At 76.2% G+C, this 15,695-nt stretch carries 13 protein-coding genes; 9 read left to right on the top strand and 4 right to left on the bottom strand.

Annotation, left to right across the window (positions count from 1 at the left end; genetic code table 11):
* Window positions 1-51 precede the first annotated feature (51 nt).
* From egtB to egtD, 3 genes are read left to right on the top strand one after another with little or no spacing between them, the layout of a single operon-like run.
* A complete protein-coding gene (egtB, locus tag KSE_RS31905; RefSeq protein ID WP_014139511.1) occupies window positions 52-1,389 on the top strand; it encodes an ergothioneine biosynthesis protein EgtB in 1,338 nt (445 codons plus the stop codon).
* Window positions 1,389-2,222, top strand: coding sequence for an ergothioneine biosynthesis protein EgtC (gene egtC, locus KSE_RS31900; protein ID WP_014139510.1), 834 nt, complete (start codon window positions 1,389-1,391; stop codon window positions 2,220-2,222). Before egtB ends, egtC begins: the two co-directional genes overlap by 1 nt.
* Window positions 2,219-3,205, top strand: a complete 987-nt coding sequence (gene egtD / locus KSE_RS31895; protein ID WP_014139509.1) for an L-histidine N(alpha)-methyltransferase — start codon at window positions 2,219-2,221, stop codon at window positions 3,203-3,205. Before egtC ends, egtD begins: the two co-directional genes overlap by 4 nt.
* A 46-nt stretch (window positions 3,206-3,251) precedes the next feature.
* Here egtD and KSE_RS31890 read toward each other — a convergent pair whose 3' ends face one another.
* On the bottom strand, window positions 3,252-4,916 hold the full coding sequence (locus KSE_RS31890) for a phytoene desaturase family protein (protein ID WP_158413063.1): 1,665 nt from the start codon (window positions 4,914-4,916) through the stop codon (window positions 3,252-3,254).
* Window positions 4,917-5,139: 223 nt separating this feature from the next.
* Between KSE_RS31890 and KSE_RS39420 the strand changes: the two genes are divergently transcribed.
* Window positions 5,140-7,233, top strand: coding sequence for an aminoglycoside phosphotransferase family protein (locus KSE_RS39420; RefSeq protein ID WP_014139507.1), 2,094 nt, complete (start codon window positions 5,140-5,142; stop codon window positions 7,231-7,233).
* Between the two features lie 7 nt (window positions 7,234-7,240).
* Here KSE_RS39420 and KSE_RS31880 read toward each other — a convergent pair whose 3' ends face one another.
* Complete coding sequence (locus KSE_RS31880; RefSeq protein ID WP_033259217.1) at window positions 7,241-7,876, bottom strand: TetR/AcrR family transcriptional regulator; 636 nt, start codon at window positions 7,874-7,876, stop codon at window positions 7,241-7,243.
* 209 nt (window positions 7,877-8,085) lie between these two features.
* Here KSE_RS31880 and KSE_RS31875 point away from each other — a divergent pair, with 209 nt between their 5' ends.
* The 4 genes from KSE_RS31875 to KSE_RS31860 all read left to right on the top strand — a co-directional run bounded on the left by KSE_RS31875 (window position 8,086) and on the right by KSE_RS31860 (window position 12,110).
* On the top strand, window positions 8,086-9,234 hold the full coding sequence (locus KSE_RS31875; protein WP_014139505.1) for an acyl-CoA dehydrogenase family protein: 1,149 nt from the start codon (window positions 8,086-8,088) through the stop codon (window positions 9,232-9,234).
* 60 nt (window positions 9,235-9,294) lie between these two features.
* Window positions 9,295-10,482, top strand: a complete 1,188-nt coding sequence (locus KSE_RS31870) for a thiolase family protein (RefSeq protein ID WP_014139504.1) — start codon at window positions 9,295-9,297, stop codon at window positions 10,480-10,482.
* A gap of 52 nt (window positions 10,483-10,534) precedes the next feature.
* Complete coding sequence (gene fabG / locus KSE_RS31865) at window positions 10,535-11,293, top strand: 3-oxoacyl-ACP reductase FabG (protein ID WP_014139503.1); 759 nt, start codon at window positions 10,535-10,537, stop codon at window positions 11,291-11,293.
* 157 nt (window positions 11,294-11,450) lie between these two features.
* Window positions 11,451-12,110, top strand: coding sequence for a Type 1 glutamine amidotransferase-like domain-containing protein (locus tag KSE_RS31860; RefSeq protein ID WP_014139502.1), 660 nt, complete (start codon window positions 11,451-11,453; stop codon window positions 12,108-12,110).
* 135 nt (window positions 12,111-12,245) lie between these two features.
* On the opposite strand, the gene KSE_RS38975 is transcribed toward KSE_RS31860, so the two are convergent.
* The gene (locus tag KSE_RS38975; protein WP_148283187.1) at window positions 12,246-14,489 is read right to left on the bottom strand and encodes a hypothetical protein; all 2,244 of its coding nucleotides are present in this window, start codon (window positions 14,487-14,489) and stop codon (window positions 12,246-12,248) included.
* A gap of 565 nt (window positions 14,490-15,054) precedes the next feature.
* Here KSE_RS38975 and KSE_RS31850 point away from each other — a divergent pair.
* Window positions 15,055-15,522, top strand: a complete 468-nt coding sequence (locus tag KSE_RS31850) for a DUF3592 domain-containing protein (protein WP_014139500.1) — start codon at window positions 15,055-15,057, stop codon at window positions 15,520-15,522.
* 6 nt (window positions 15,523-15,528) lie between these two features.
* On the opposite strand, the gene KSE_RS43085 is transcribed toward KSE_RS31850, so the two are convergent.
* Complete coding sequence (locus KSE_RS43085; RefSeq protein ID WP_014139499.1) at window positions 15,529-15,687, bottom strand: hypothetical protein; 159 nt, start codon at window positions 15,685-15,687, stop codon at window positions 15,529-15,531.
* Window positions 15,688-15,695 lie beyond the last annotated feature (8 nt).

Here is a 15,695-nt window from a genome sequence, read left to right as displayed (position 1 = left end):
TCCCCCCTTCCCGCCCTTCCCCGTCCAGCCCGCCGCGCCGGAGGAGACCCCGTGCTGAACGCCGACCGGACCGACCCCGCGCTGCTGCGCGAGCTGATCGCCGCCGAGCTGATCGCCGCCCGGGAGCGCACCGCGCAGCTCACCGAGGCCGTCGACGACGCCGAACTGGTCGCCCAGCACTCGCCGTTGATGTCGCCGCTGGTCTGGGACCTGGCACACATCGGCAACCAGGAGGAGCTGTGGCTGCTGCGCAACATCGGCGGCCGCGACCCGATGCGCCCGGAGATCGACCCGCTGTACGACGCGTTCGAGCACCCGCGCTCCGAGCGGCCCCGGCTGCCGCTGCTGCCGCCCGCCGAGGCCCGCGCCTACGCGCACGAGGTGCGCGGCCGGGTGCTGGACCTGCTGGCCGCGTCCCCGCTGGAGGGCGCGCCGCTGCTGGACGCCGGGTTCGGGTTCGGCATGGTCGCCCAGCACGAGCAGCAGCACGACGAGACGATGCTGATCACCCACCAGCTGCGCAGCGGCCCGGCCGTGCTGGACGCGCCGCCGCCGCCCGCCGCGGCCGGCGGCCCGCTGCCGGCCGAAGTGCTGGTCCCGGCCGGGCCGTTCACCATGGGCACCGACACCGAGCCGTGGGCGCTGGACAACGAGCGCCCGGCCCACCGGGTCGACCTGCCGGCCTACTGGCTGGACAGCGCGCCGGTCTCCAACGGCGCCTACCAGCGCTTCATCGCCGACGGCGGCTACGACGACCCGCGCTGGTGGACGCCGGAGGGCTGGGCGCACCGGATGTCCGCGGGCCTGGTCGCGCCGCTGTTCTGGCGGCGCGAGGGCGCCCAGTGGCTGCGCCGCCGCTTCGGGCACCTGGAGCCGGTGCCGGAGGACGAGCCGGTGCTGCACGTGAGCTGGTACGAGGCCGACGCGTACGCCCGGTGGGCGGGGCGGCGGCTGCCGACCGAGGCCGAGTGGGAGAAGGCGGCCCGGCACGACCCGGCCGCCGACCGCTCCCGGCGCTTCCCGTGGGGCGACGCCCCGCCCGGCCCGGAGCACGCCAACCTCGGCCAGCGGCACCTGCGCCCGGCTCCGGTCGGCGCCTACCCGGAGGGCGAATCTCCTTACGGGGCACGGCAGTTGATCGGCGACGTGTGGGAGTGGACGTCCAGCGACTTCACCGGCTACCCGGGCTTCTCGGCCTGGCCGTACAAGGAGTACTCGGAGGTGTTCTTCGGCCCGGAGTACAAGGTGCTGCGCGGCGGCTCGTTCGCGGTCGCGCCGGTCGCCTGCCGGGGCACCTTCCGCAACTGGGACTACCCGGTCCGGCGGCAGATCTTCTCCGGCTTCCGGACCGCGCGCGACGCGGAACCCCGGACCGGGGGTGGTAGCTGATGTGCCGTCACTTCGCCTACCTGGGGCGGCCGGTGCCGATCCGCTCGGTGCTGCTCGACCCGCCGCACGGGCTGCTGCGGCAGTCCTGGGCGCCCCGGCTGCAGCGCTACGGCACGGTCAACGCGGACGGGTACGGGGTCGGCTGGTACGCGGCCGGCGACGAGCGTCCGGCCCGCTACCGGCGGGAGGGGCCGATCTGGGCCGACACCGACCTGGCCGACCTGGCCCGGGTGGTGAGCTCGCACGCGGTGCTCGGCGCCGTCCGCTCGGCGACCGCGGGCTGCGCGGCCGGGGCGCAGGCGGCCGCCCCGTTCGCGGCCGGGCGCTGGCTGTTCAGCCACAACGGCGCGCTGCCGGGCTGGCCGGGCGCGTTCGCCCCGCTGGCCGAACTGCTGCCCGCCGCCGAGCTGTTGGAGCTGGAGGCGCGCACCGACTCGGCGCTGCTGTGGGCGCTGGCGCTGAACCGGCTGCGGGCCGGGGCGCAACTCGGCGAGGCGCTCGCCGAAGTCTGCCTGCTGGCGGCCGAGGTGGCCGACGCCCGGATCAACCTGCTGGCCACTGACGGCACTTCGGTCGCGGCCACGGCCTGGGGCGACACGCTGTTCCAGCACCGGGACGCGGACGGCTCCGTCCTGGTCGCCTCCGAGCCCTTCGACGACGGGCCGGGCTGGTCCGAAGTCCCCGACCGCACCCTGCTGGTGGCCGACGAGACCGGCAGCTCACTGACCCCGCTGACCCCGCTGGCGCCGACGCCGCCTGCCCCGCCGACCCAGACCGCGCTGACCACGCCGGCCCCCGTCGGCCCGCGCACCCGAGAGGACGCTCCCCGATGACCGGACACCAGCTCACCCGCCTGCTGCCGCCCGACCACCTGCACCACGCGCTGCGCGCGGACGTGCTGGCCGGGCTGACCTCGCATCCCAAGCGGCTGCCCCCGAAGTGGTTCTACGACGCCCGCGGCTCCGAGCTGTTCGAGGAGATCACCCGGCTGCCGGAGTACTACCCGACCCGGGCCGAGCGCGAGATCCTGGCCGACCGCGCCGCCGACATCGCCGCCGCCACCGGGGCCCGCACCCTGGTCGAACTCGGCTCCGGCTCCTCGGAGAAGACCCGCCTGCTGCTGGACGCGCTGCGCGCCGCCGGCACCCTGGAGCGGTACGTGCCGGTGGACGTCAGCGAGAGCGCCCTCGAAGCGGCCGCGCAGGCGCTGACCGCCGACTACCCGGGGCTCGAAGTCGCCGCCGTGCTCTCCGACTTCACCAAGAGCCTGGGCCTGCCCGAGGGCGGCGGCCCGCGCCTGGTGGTGTTCCTCGGCGGCACCCTCGGCAACCTGCTGCCCACCGAGCGGGCCGGCTTCCTGACCGGACTGCGGGCCCAACTCCTGCCCGGCGACTGGCTGCTGCTCGGAACGGACCTGGTCAAGGAGTCCGCGGTGCTGGTCGCCGCGTACGACGACGCGGCCGGCGTCACGGCCGCGTTCAACCGCAACCTGCTGTCGGTGCTGAACCGGGAGCTGAACGCCGACTTCGACCCGGAGCAGTTCGAGCACGTGGCGCTCTGGGACCCCGAGCACGAGTGGATCGAGATGCGGCTGCGCTCGCGCCGCGCGCAGACCGTGAAGGTCGCCGAACTCGGCCTGCCGGTGCACTTCGAGGCCGGCGAGGAGCTGTACACCGAGGTCTCCGCGAAGTTCCGCCGCGAGCGGGTCGAGCGCGAGCTGTTCGCGGCCGGCCTGCGCCTGACCGACTGGTGGACCGACGGCGAGGGGCGCTTCGGCCTGTCCCTGGCCCGCCCGTTCGAGGACGGCTCCGACTGATCCGTCGCCCGGGCGGGGCCCTGCCGCCACCCGGCCCGGGCCACTGTCAGGGGCCCGGTGCGGGCGGGGCGTCCCGCTGCGGGCGGATGCCGTGCCGCAGCAGGCCCGCCCACAGCCGGGCGCGGCCGCCGCGGTCGAGCGCTTCGTGCGCGGCGAGCAGCCCGCCGGTGGCCGCACCGAGGAAGCCTCCGGCCAGGCAGTCCTGGCCGGAGAGGTAGAGGCCGTCGACCGCGGTGCGCGGGCGCAGCCAGTCCGCCCGGCCGGGGTGGCGGCCGTCACCGAAGGCCGTGACGTCCTTGGCGAGCCCGTAGAGGCTGCCGCCGGGCCAGCCGGTGAAGTGCTCGGCGGTCAGCGGGGTGCCGAGCTCGTGGTGGGCGACCCGGCCGCGGGTGCCGGGCAGTTCGCGGTGCAGGACGCCGAGCAGGTGGGCGGTGAGCTCGGCCTTCAGCTCCAGGTAGGCCGGGTCGCGGTGGCGCGGGCGCGAGCCGCGGAAGGGCGCGAACAGCTCCGGGCGGACGTAGGCGAGGATCTCGCCGGTCGAGCGGCCGGGGCTGCGTTCGGTCCAGGTCGGGTCCTTGGCGCAGGAGAAGGAGAGGAAGCAGCCGCTGACGGGTCCGCCGGTGCCGTCGAAGAAGGCGTCGCAGTCCCCGTCGGTGACCATGAGGTTGTGCCGGGGGAGGCCGATCTCGGCGGGGTCGCCGTCGAGTCCGACGAAGAGCACCACGAACGGGAAGCCGCGCCGCATGCCGTCCAGCCGGTCCACGGCGGGGTGCGGCCGACCGGTTCCGGCTCCGGGGAGCAGGGTGCGGTAGGTGTGGTGCGCGCCCGCCGCGCTGACCACCACGGGGGCGCGCACCCGGGTGCCGTCCGCGAGGAGGACGCCGGCGGCCCGGGTCCCGTCGAGTTCGATCCGGGCGACCGGGGCCCGGACGAAGACCTCGCCGCCGGCGGCGCGGACCGGGTCGAGCATGGCGCGGGCGATCGCGGCGCTGCCGCCCACGGGGTACCAGGCCCCGGTGCGGAAGTGCTCGAACATCACGGCGAGCAGGAAGAACGGCAGGTTGGCGGTGGAGTCGGCGAGCAGCAGGGCGCTGCGGGTGAGGACGGCCTGCCGCAGGCGCTCGTCGCCGATCAGCCGGCGCACCACTTCCCGGGCAGGGCGCATCGCCTCGGGCGGGACGGCCGCCGCGCGCAGCAGGCGGGCCAGCCGGCGGGCGACCGGGCCGGAGAGACGGCCCAGCGCCAGCGCGGGGAGGACCGCCCGGCAGCGTGCGACCAGGGCGAACAGGGCGTCGATGCCGGGCCGCTCGGCGGGGAAGCGGGCGGCCAGTTCGGCCCGGTGGGCGGCGAAGCCGACCGGGCCCCGGTGGACTTCGCCGGCCAGCCGGTACTCGTCGCACGGATCTCCGACGGGGGCCCAGCGCAGGGTGCCGCCGGTCAGGTAGTCGGAGAGCATCCGGACCGGTTCGCGGGGGGCGAGTTGGCCGACGTAGTGGATGCCGACGTCCCACTCCCAGTCGCGGCGCCGGTAGGCGTGGGTGTAGCCGCCCGCGGTGTAGTGCTGTTCGAACACGGCGACCCGGCGTCCCTGGCGGGCCAGGCAGACGGCGGTGGTGAGCCCGCCGGCGCCGGAGCCGACCACCACCGCGTCGTAGCGGTCCGCGACCGCGCCCGGCGTCAGCGGCCTGCCCACCCGTACGCGTCCCGCCACGTCCGTCACCTCCGCCGCCGACGGCCGGGGCCGGGGCCGGGCGTTCTCCGGGCAGTGCCGCTGCCCACGGAGGTGGAGGGGGTCCACCGCCCGGTGGAACTCCCCGGGGGGCTCCGTGGTCACGGCCGGGCCCCCGGACGGGCGAACGGGCGGTGGGGTGCGGCGGGCCGTCCGATATTCGGTGGCGGGCCCCCTGCCCGGTCCGGAGAATGCCCCGGTGCAGATGACTGAACAGCGGACGGCGACCGTCGTGGTCGAGTGGCGGGGCGAGCGCGTCGGGGCGGTGGGGCCGATCGCGGCCGAGTCGCCGTACTGGGCGCAGATCGGGGAGGTGGCCGCGGCGGCCTCCCGGCTGGCGGGGGTGCCACTGGCGGTGCTGCGGCTGCTGTCGGTGGCGGGCGGCGAGGGCGGCCGGGGCGGCGAGGTGGTGTACCTGGCGGTGGCGTCCGAGCGTCCGACCGGCGTATTGGCGCCGGTCGGACGCTCGGACGACGCCGGGCACCCGCTGCGGCTGGACTGGGCGCGGGCGGACGGTCTGGCGGGCGAATGGGCTTGGGCGGACGGCGAGTTGGCGAAGCTCGGCCGCCCGAGGACCGGCCCGGTGGAGCAGGTGCGGAGCTGGAACCTGTCGGCGCTGTCGCGGTTCCCGACCGCCGACGGCCCGGTCTGGCTGAAGAGCACGCCGCCGTTCGCGGTGCCGGAGGCGGCGGTGATCACCCGGGTCGAGGCGGTCCAACCGGGTCTTACGCCAAGGGTATTGGCCTCGGACGGGCGGCGCGCGCTGCTCGCGGACGTGCCGGGCGCGGACTGCTGGGGCGTGCCGGAGGACGGCATGCTGAGCGCCGTCGACCGCTGGGCGGCCGCGCAGGCGGCGTCGGCGGTGGACGGCCCGGACGGGCTGGCGGACTGCTCGCCGGCCGCGCTGGCGGCGCGCTTCCCGGCGCTGCTGGAGCGGCTGCGCCCGGAGCTGTCGGCGGCGGAGTACGCGCAGGCCCGGCGGCTGGCCGATCACCTGCCCGAGCTGGCGGAGCAACTCGACGGCTGCGGGCTGCCGTTGACGGTGGTGCACGGCGACTTCCACCCGGGCAACTGGCGGTTCGACGGCGGGCGGGCGACCGTCCTGGACTTCTCGGACGCGGCCTGGGGCCACCCGGCCCTGGACGGGCTGCGGCCGCAGCCGTTCCTCTCCCCCGAGCGCTGGGCGGACGTCCGGGCCCGCTGGGCGGCGGCCTGGCGCGAACTCGCCCCGGACAGCCGCCCCGAACAGGCCCTGGAGATCGCCGCACCACTGGTGCACGTGCACTTCGCGCTGCGCTACCAGGAGTTCCTGGACGGCATCGAGCCCAGCGAGCACCCGTACCACGCGGGCGACCCGGCCGCCGAGCTGCGGCGGGCGCTGCGCAAGGCGCTGTTCCCGACCTCCGGGTCCGAACCGCTGGGCGCGGGACGGGAGTTGTACGAGGCGCTGATGTGGATGGGCGGCGAGGGCACGACGGCGGCGGTACTGGACGGCTGGGCCGCACAGGCGCTGCCCGGCTATCCGGAGCGGCTGGCGGCGGCGGCCGCGTACGACACGTTCACCGCTCAGCCCGAGGACGAGCGGCGGACGCTGGCGGAGGAGCTGTACGCGCTCAGCCGGACCGCGGACGCGCTCGCCACGGAGTTCCAGCCGCCGTACGGCGACGGACCGGCCCGGGACGGGACCCGGCTGGGCCTGGACCTGGCGGGGTACCGGGCGTTCTTCACCCGGCTCGGGATGACCGGGACCGGCGCGAAGGGCGGCTTCGACCCGTTCCTGCACGAGATCGCCGAACTGGTGCCCGCCGAGGACCCGGACGCGCCGATCGAGCTGCTGGACGTGCTCTGGCCGGGGTTCACCTTCGGGGAGCTGCTGTTCGTCCGGGCGGGCGTGCGGGTCCGGGCGGGCGCCCGGGTGGCCGAGCCGGGCTGGGCGGACGCCTCACCGATGTACTGGGCGTTCCGACGGCGCGGGCGGCCGCCGGTCGACCTGTCGCACGGCTGGGGGTCGAACTCGCAGTGGGGCACCAACCTCCGGATGGACTTCCGGACGGCGGACGGCGACCGGCTGAACGTGGTGCGCGACCCCGACCGGCTGTCGAACCACCACCGGGTGGAGGGGCTGACCCGGGCCGAGGCCGAGGAACTGCTGCGCCACCGCTGTCTGCTGCGCCGCCCGGCGGGCCTGCCGGAGCTGGTCGCGGACTCGCAGGCGGCGATGGACTTCCTGCCGTTCGACTGGACGCTGCCGGAGCCCGCGGCATGCGTCGGGGGCTGCCGCGACCACGAGGAGGCGTGAGCCGGGCTCAGCCCGGCAGGCGGCGGTAGCGCAGTTCCAGGCCGTCGAGGAGGGCGTCGAGACCGGTCTCGAAGGCGCCCTCGTCGACGGCCCGGCGGTGTTCGGCGAGGCGGTGGGCGTCGCCGAGGTGGGGGTAGTCGGCGGCGTCGTAGAGCGCGGCGTCGTCGGGGAACCCGGCGGCGAAGGAGCCGAGCGCGGAGCCGGTGACGAAGTAGCGCATCAGGGCGCCGATCCGGGTGGCCTGGCCGCGCGGCCAGCCGGCCTCGACCAGGCAGCCGAAGACGGCGTCGGCGAGGCGCAGCGCGTGCGGGCGGCGGCCGGGGCCCTGGGCGAGGACGGGCACCAGGTGGGGGTGGGCGGCCAGGGCGGCGCGGTAGGAGCGGGCCCAGGCGCGCAGGGCGGTGCGCCAGTCGTCCGGCGCGTCGAAGACGGTGAGGTCGACCTCGCCCATCACACTGTCGACGACGGCGTCGAGCAGGTCGTCCTTGGTGGCGAAGTGGTTGTACAGCGAGGGTCCGCTGACCGAGAGTTCGGCGGCCAGCCGGCGGGTGGAGAGGGCGGGCAGCCCTTCGGCGTCGATCAGGGCGAGCGCGGCGGTGATGATGCGGTCGCGGCTGAGCAGGGGGGTGCGGGGCCGGGCGATCTCCGCCTCCTGGGGCGCGCGGGCTGGCTGGGTCCGGGTCATTGTCGCAGGCGGTCGGGGGTGGTCCGGCGGGTGCTCTTCCGTGTCCGGCCCGGGCGGGTTACAGTCACCGTAAAACTTGCACTGCTAGTTTAACGACTGGTTTAACGGCTGGTTCATCGGCGGCGCCGGATCGCCGAGTGGGTACCGAGTGTTCGGGGTGTCGCCGCGTGGATCTGGAACTGACCGAGGAGCAGGCCGCCGTACGGGAGTTGGCGGCCGCGTTCACCGACCGCGAGATCGCGCCGTTCGCGGCGCAGTGGGACCGGGCCGAGTCGATCGACCTGGGCGTCGTCGGGAAGCTCGGCGACCTGGGCTTCCTCGGTCTGACCCTGCCCGAGGAGTACGGCGGCAGCGGCGGCGACCACCTGGCGTACTGCCTGGTGCTGGAGGAGCTGGGACGCGGCGACTCCTCGGTGCGCGGCGTGGTGTCGGTCTCGCTGGGGCTGGTCGCCAAGTCGGTGAACGCGTTCGGCACCGAGGCGCAGAAGCGCGCCTGGCTGCCCCGGCTGTGCGCGGGCGAGGCGCTGGGCTGCTTCGCGCTGACCGAGCCCGGCACCGGGTCGGACGCGGCGAACCTGACCACCCGGGCCGAGCGGGACGGCGACGGCTGGCTGCTCTCCGGCACGAAGATGTTCATCACCAACGGGACGTGGGCGGACGTCGCCCTGGTCTTCGCCCGCACCGGCGGCCCGGGGCACCGCGGGGTGACCGCCTTCCTGGTGCCCACCGACGCGCCCGGCTTCGAACGGCGGCTGGTGCACGGCAAGTTGGGGCTGCGCGGGCAGGCCACCGCCGAGCTGGTGCTGGACCGGGTCCGGGTGCCGGACGGCGCCCGGCTGGGCGCGGAGGGCGGGGGCTTCGCGGTCGCGATGGCCGCCCTCGCCAAGGGCCGGATGTCGGTCGCGGCGGGCTGCGTGGGCATCGCGCAGGCGTCGCTGGACGCGGCGGTGCGCTACGCCGGGGAGCGCGAGCAGTTCGGAAAGCCCATCGCCGCCCACCAGTTGGTACAGGAACTGCTCGCCGACATCGCCGTCGACGTGGACGCGGCCCGGCTGCTGACCTGGCGGGTCGCCGACCTGATCGACCGGGGGCTGCCGTTCGCCGCCGAGTCGTCCGTCGCCAAGCTGTTCGCCTCGGAGGCGGCGGTGCGCTGCGCCAACAACGCGCTGCAGGTGTTCGGCGGCTACGGATTCATCGACGAGTACCCGGTCGGCAAGTACCTGCGCGACGCCCGGGTGATGACCCTGTACGAGGGCACCAGCCAGATCCACAAACTGCTGATCGGGCGGGCGCTGACCGGCGTCAACGCCTTCTGACCCACCCCCACCCGCCCCCGCCTCCCCTCCCTCCACCCTCACGACAAGGAGCCCGCCGAAGTGCTTCCGGTCTTCATCGCCGCCGCCCGCCGCACCCCGATCGGGCGGCTGCGCGGCGCGCTGTCCGCCGTCCGGCCCGACGACCTGTCGGCGGCCGTGCTGCGCGGGCTGCTCGCCGGGGTCCCCGCGCTGGACCCGGCGCGGATCGACGACGTGTACTGGGGCGCCGCCAACCAGGCCGGCGAGGACAACCGCAACCCGGCCCGGATGGCCGTCCTGCTGGCCGGGCTGCCGGACAGCGTGCCGGGCGCGACCGTCAACCGGCTCTGCGCGTCCGGGATGGAGGCCGTCACCACGGCCGCCCGGGCGATCGGCTCCGGCGAGGCGGACGTCGTCGTCGCGGGCGGCTGCGAGTCGATGAGCCGCGCCCCGTTCGTGCTGCCCCGCCCGGACGAGGCGCTGCCGCACCGGATGGAGACCTTCGACACCCGGCTCGGCTGGCGGATGACCAACCCGCGGATGCGCGAGCTGCACGGCGTCCTGTCGATGGGCGAGACCGCCGAGGAGGTCGCCGCCCGCTACGGCGTCGACCGCGCCGCCCAGGACGAGTTCGCCCTGCGCAGCCACCGACTGGCCGCCGCCGCAAGGGAGTCGGGGCACTTCGACGCCGAACTTCTGCCCGTGGCAAGGCCGGACGGAGTGGTGGTCGACCGCGACGAGTCGATCCGGCCCGACACCACCGCCGAGAAGCTGGCCGCCCTGAAGCCGGTGTTCCGGCCCGGCGGGACGGTCACCGCGGGCAACGCCTCGCCGATGAACGACGGCGCGGCCGCGCTGCTGCTGGTCAGCGAACGGGCGCTGGCCGAGCTGGAGTTGGAGCCGCTCGGCCGGTACGTCGCGGGCGCCTCGGCGGGCGTCCACCCGGACGTGATGGGCATCGGCCCGGTGCCGGCCACCCGGCGGGTGCTGGAGCGCTCCGGCTGGAAGCTCGCCGACCTGGAGAGCGCCGAGTTCAACGAGGCGTTCGCCGCCCAGGCGCTGGCCTCCGTCCGCGAGTTGGGCCTCGACCCGGAGCTGGTCAACCCCTCCGGCGGGGCGATCGCGCTCGGCCACCCGCTGGGCTGCTCCGGCGCCCGGATCCTCACCACCCTGCTGCACCGGATGCGCCGCACCGGCGCCCGCCGCGGCCTGGCCACCATGTGCGTCGGCGTCGGCCAGGGCTCCGCCGTCCTGGTCGAGCGTGACTGAACTCCCTTCTCCACCCATTGACATGACGGATCATCAGAACAGGAGTGCGACGATGGGCAGGTTCGACGGCAAGGTGGCGGTGGTGACCGGGGCCGCGCAGGGCATCGGCGCGGCGACGGCCCGGCTGCTGGCCGCGGAGGGCGCGGCGGTCGCCGTGGTCGACCTCACGGCGGAGCGCGCCGAGGGCACCGTCAAGGAGATCACGGCGGCCGGCGGCCGAGCGCGCGGGTTCGGCTGCGACGTGGCGGACTACGACGCGGTGGAGGCCGTGTTCGCCGCCGTGGCCGAGGAGTTGGGCGGGGTGCACATCCTGGTCAACAACGCCGGGATCACCCGCGACAACCTGTTCTTCAAGATGCCCAAGCAGGACTGGGACACCGTCCTCGCGGTCAATCTGACCAGCGCCTACAACTGCGCGCACGTCGCCCAGCGGTACTTCGTCGCCCAGAAGTACGGCAAGATCGTCTCGCTCAGCTCGCGCTCCGCGCTCGGCAACCGCGGCCAGGCCAACTACGCGGCGGCCAAGGCCGGCATCCAGGGCCTCACCGCCACCCTGGCCATCGAACTCGGCCCCTACAACGTCAACGTGAACGCCGTCGCGCCCGGCTACATCGCCACCTCGATGACCGCCGCGACCGCCGAACGCGTCGGCGCCACCCCCGAGGACCACCAGGCCGAGGTCGCCGCCCGCACCCCGCTGCGCCGCGTCGGCCGCCCCGAGGAGGTCGCCGCCGTGGTCGCCTTCCTGGCCAGCGAGGAGGCCTCGTACGTCAGCGGCCAGACGCTGTACGTCAACGGCGGCGCGCGCTAGGCAACCTGACGGCCCCGCCGCGCTGTCGGTGCGGGGAGCTAGCGTGGCGGTCCGGCATTCCCACCGGGCCGCCAGGCCGTCGCGGCCGACGCAGCTTCCACGGCTTCCACGGTCTTCACGGCCTTCGCAGCCTTCGCAGCCTTCGCGAAAGGGCACCATGAAGCTCCTCCTCACCTCCGCGGGCGTCACCAACGAGAGCATCCGCGGCGCGCTGGTCGACCTCCTCGGCAGGCCGCTCTCCGAGGCGAACGCGCTCGTCGTCCCCACCGCGGTGCACCCGATGGGCGGGCCGGCCGCGGCGTGGCGGGTGGCCTCCGGGCGGAGCAGGACGCCGCTGGCCGAGTTGGGCTGGAAGTCCCTGGGCGTGCTGGAGCTCACCGCACTGCCCAGCGTCGGGCGCGAACGCTGGCTCCCCTGGGTCGAGGAGGCCGACGCCCTGCTGCTGAGCGGCGGCGACTCGCTCTACCTCGCTCACTGGATGCGCGAGTCCGGGCTGGCGGAGCTGCTGCCCTCGCTGGAAGCGGTCGTCGTCGGCGTCAGCGCGGGCAGCATGGTGATGGCTCCCTGGGTCGGCGAGGAGTTCGTCGACTGGACGCCGCCGACGGGCGGCGACACGGCCCTGGGCGTGGTCGACTTCGCGGTCTTCCCGCACCTCGACCACCCGGACTGCCCGGAGAACAGCACGGCCGACGCGATCGCCTGGGCCGCCCGGCTCCCCTGCCCGGGCTACGCGATCGACGACGAGACGGCCCTCAGGGTCGTCGACGGCACCGTCGAGGTCGTCTCCGAGGGGGCCTGGCGGCTGCTCACCCCCTGAACACACCCGGAGCACGCACCCGGAGCACGCCCCCGGGCAGCCCCGGGAACGGCCGACACCGCAGAGGGGAACCTCCCGCGAGCGCACACCCCGCCGAACGCCGGCCCCGCCGCCCGGCCGGGCGCGCGCCCCGGGTTACGCCCGGGCCTCCGCGAGCTGGCGCAAGTAGCGTTCGGCGGCCCGGAGTTTGCGGTTGTCGGGGCCGGGCAGGTGGGCGCGCAGCTCGATGATGTCGGGGGCGATCCGGATCGCCTCCGCGGTGTCCTTGACGGCGCGCCAGCAGGCTTCGGCGTTGGTGACGGCGCGCTGGGTCTCGGGGTGCTCGGGACCGTCGGTGCGCAGCAGCGCCGCGGCGACCTCGCGGTAGAGCTCGGCGGCGACGGCGGGACGCCCGCCGACCCGGCTGACGTGCGCGCGGACCTGGCGGACCTGTAGCACGACGGTCGCCTGCTCCCCGTACGCGCCGACGGCCTTCTCTTCGAGCGCGAGGGCGAGCGCCGACGCGGTGCCGTGGTCGCCCGCCTCGGCGCTGCGGACGATCTCCCCGATCGCCTCCAGGTACTCCTGCGGCGGCACCTGGTCGACCGCCGACCCGGCGGGCGCGGCGGGCGCGGCCTCCGCCGCCGGGGCCTGCGCCGCCGGCTTGCCGAGCGGGACGCTGCCGGGCTTGCCGAGCCGTACGGCGGCGGGCTTGCCGAGCGGGACGGTCGCCGCGACGGCGTCCGGGCCAGGCAGCGGGGCGGTGGCGGCGAGCGGGTCGTGCCGGGGGGCCGGCTCCGGCTCGGGGGCGCGTTCGAGCAGCGACGCGGCAACGGCGGCGGGAGCAGCGGGAGCGGTCGGCTTGTCGAGCGGGACGGTCGCGGCGAGCGGATCGGCCACCGCGCTCCCGCCCTTGCCGAGCTCGACCCGGGGCGGCGGGGCGTCCGTCCCCGGCTTCTCCAACGGCACCCGCACGGCGGCAGCGGCGGCGCCGGAGACGGCGGGGGCGGCGGACGAGCCGGGCTGGACCAGCGGGATGGTGCCGGTGGCGGCGAGCGCGTCCGCGGGGACCATCGGCTCGCCCTTGACCAGCGAGACGATCATCTTCCGGCGCGGCGGGGTGGCCGGGACGCCGGCCTTGCGCAGCGAGACCAGGCCGCGCGGCGTCCAGCCGGGGGCGAGCCGGGGCCGGGTGGGCTCGGGCGCGGCGGCGGCCGGCGGCGGGCCGTTCTCGGCGCGCGCCGGGGCGGCGGCCAGGGGGGCGGCCAGGGCCGCCGGTTCGCCGGTGCCGATCTGCCGGGCGGTGTTGCGGAAGTAGGGCCGGTCGGCGGGGTGGGCGGCGATCGCGACGGTGTCGGGGCGCAGCACCGAATGGACCTGCTGGCGGACGAGTTCGGGGGTGAGGAACTGCTCGGCGCCGGGGCGGCCGCGGTGCAGGGTCTCGATCAACGCCCGGGTGAAGGTGCCGAGTTGGTCGGGGTCGTGGTTGACGATCGCCCAGAGCGGTACGCCGTCGGAGAGTTGCTGTCCGGCGGTGGCGGCGAGCCCGGGCCAGACCACCTGGTCGGCGCTCAGGTCGCCGATCACCAGGGTGTCCAACTCGGTTCCGCGGTGCCGGAGTTCGTTGGCGACGGCGGACCAGGGCAGGCTCTCGGAGGGCTTGTTCTCGCGCAGCGAGAGGTAGAGCTGTTCGCCGCGCCGGTCGGTGATCAGGTGGCCGCCGAGGTGGATCAGCAGCGGGCCGGGATGGCGGGCGGCGGCGCGCAGGTGGGCCAGCACGGTCTGCGGGTCGCTGGCGCCGGGCAGGTGGACGGCGTCGACCTGGTCGGCGGAGAGCAGCACCTGGGGGGCGACGCCGGCCAGCGCGGCGGAGAGCACCGAGGGCTGCCCGACACCGCCGCGCCCCCAGCGGCGGCCGCCGCCGTAACCGCCCTCGATGACCAGGACGCGTCCGCGCAGGCCGCCGCCGATGCCGTGCGCGACGGGCGCGGCGTGCGCGCCGTGCGGCGCGGGCACCACCACCGGCGGAACGGCCGGCGGGACGGCGGGCGCGTGCCCGGTGCCGGGCCGGGGTTCGGCGGGCGCGATCTGGAAGGCGCCGGTCCAGCCGGTGGCCTGGGCGGGCGGGGCCGCGACGGGCGGGGCGGCGGGCGGCGGCAGCGGGGTGCCGCCGGCGGGGGTGGGCGTGGGCGTGGGCAGCGGGATGGTGCGGGTGGCGCCGAGCGCGGCGTCCGGGACCACCAGGTTGATGGAGGTGGCGAACGGGTCGGCTCCGGGCGGGATTTCGAGCGTCTTCTCCAGCACGGGGGGCGCCTGTTCCGGGGCGGACGCGCTCGGGGGGAGTTTGACCGTCTCCTCCGGGTCGGTGTCCACCGGGCCGCCGCCACTCGTCGATGCCACGTCAGCCACCGTTCGGTCACCGCCCCCGTCCGTCGCCCGCGCGACGTCGTGCCTGTACGCCGTGGTGTCCCCCACCACGCTCCGATCCCGGCCACGATACGTGGTCCCCGGGCGGGCGGGCCAGGCCGGGTCCCGGGAGGCGCGCGGGCGTCCGGGGCGCGGTTTCGGACGGCGCGGCGGCCGCGGGCGGGCCCGGGGTCGTCCGGCGGGTGCGTTCCTCGCCGGCGGCGGCCGTCCGGTGCCGGCGCCGGCTTCCCTGTCGCCCTGGGTATCGTCGTGAATGTCCTTGGCCGCGACGTGAGTTGTCGTGTGGGCATCCCGGTGCGGTCGGCCTCGGCACCGGCCGCGCTGCCGGTGCCGACGGTACTGCCGGTGCCGCGGTTCCCGGGCGTCGGAACCTGACCGCCCGAGCTCCCGGTGCCGCGCCGCCCGTCCCGGCGGAGTCACCGCCGTGTCACGGGCGCGTCCCGACCTCCCCCGGCCCCTCGTCCGCCGGCCTCCGGGGCCGCACACTTGGACGGCCCCGGTGGCCGGGGTACGGGTGGGAACGGGAGGGGCGGCATCGATGGCCTACACGGCGATGCTGGTGGCGGCGGGGGTCACGGGTACGGCCGGAACGGCCCTGCTGGCGGCGGGTGTTCCCGCCGTGCTGCGGCGGGGGCGGCGGTGGGCCGCCGAGGGGGTGACCGCGCGGGCGCGCTGCCTGCGGACGTTCGTGCGTCCCGCCCGCGACAACCGGCGGGCCCAGCGCCGGGCGATCGTCGAGTTCCACACCCCCGACGGCGCCGCGCACCGGGCCCAACTGGCCGCCCGCCACCTGGTCGAGGGCGACGTCGTGGCGATCCGCTACCGGCCGCGCCGTCCGAGCCGGGTCCTGCGCGCGGACGAGTCCGTCGGAACGACCGGGCTGCTGATCGTGACCGTGCTGCTGGCGGCGGGGCTGTTCACCGCCTTCGCCGTCACCCTGCACAAGGGCCTGGAGCCCGACCCGCCGCCGGCCGGCACCATCGGCTGGCACCTCCAGGGCCAGTGATCCCGCTCAACGCCCGCGCCGCCGAAGGCGGTTGCGCGCGAACAGCAGCGCCCCGCCGCCGACCGCCGGGCTCAGCCCCGCCCCGGCGGCGACCGGCCCGAGCCCGCCCGCCCCGGTCGCCGGCAGCCGCCCGCCGGGGTGGTCCGGCACTGGCTCCGGGGTCACCGGAGCTC

It is taken from the genome of Kitasatospora setae KM-6054 (assembly GCF_000269985.1).
Classification (GTDB): domain Bacteria; phylum Actinomycetota; class Actinomycetes; order Streptomycetales; family Streptomycetaceae; genus Kitasatospora; species Kitasatospora setae.
Note: the sequence above shows the minus strand (reverse complement) of the source record. Positions and strands in the feature narration are given on the sequence as shown.

Coding starts and splice junctions, on each gene's coding strand:
- egtC (WP_014139510.1), top strand. CDS start 1,389: ATGTGCCGTCACTTCGCCTACCTGGGGCGGCCGGTGCCGATCCGCTCG.
- egtD (WP_014139509.1), top strand. CDS start 2,219: ATGACCGGACACCAGCTCACCCGCCTGCTGCCGCCCGACCACCTGCAC.
- KSE_RS39420 (WP_014139507.1), top strand. CDS start 5,140: ATGACTGAACAGCGGACGGCGACCGTCGTGGTCGAGTGGCGGGGCGAG.
- fabG (WP_014139503.1), top strand. CDS start 10,535: ATGGGCAGGTTCGACGGCAAGGTGGCGGTGGTGACCGGGGCCGCGCAG.
- KSE_RS31860 (WP_014139502.1), top strand. CDS start 11,451: ATGAAGCTCCTCCTCACCTCCGCGGGCGTCACCAACGAGAGCATCCGC.
- KSE_RS31850 (WP_014139500.1), top strand. CDS start 15,055: ATGGCCTACACGGCGATGCTGGTGGCGGCGGGGGTCACGGGTACGGCC.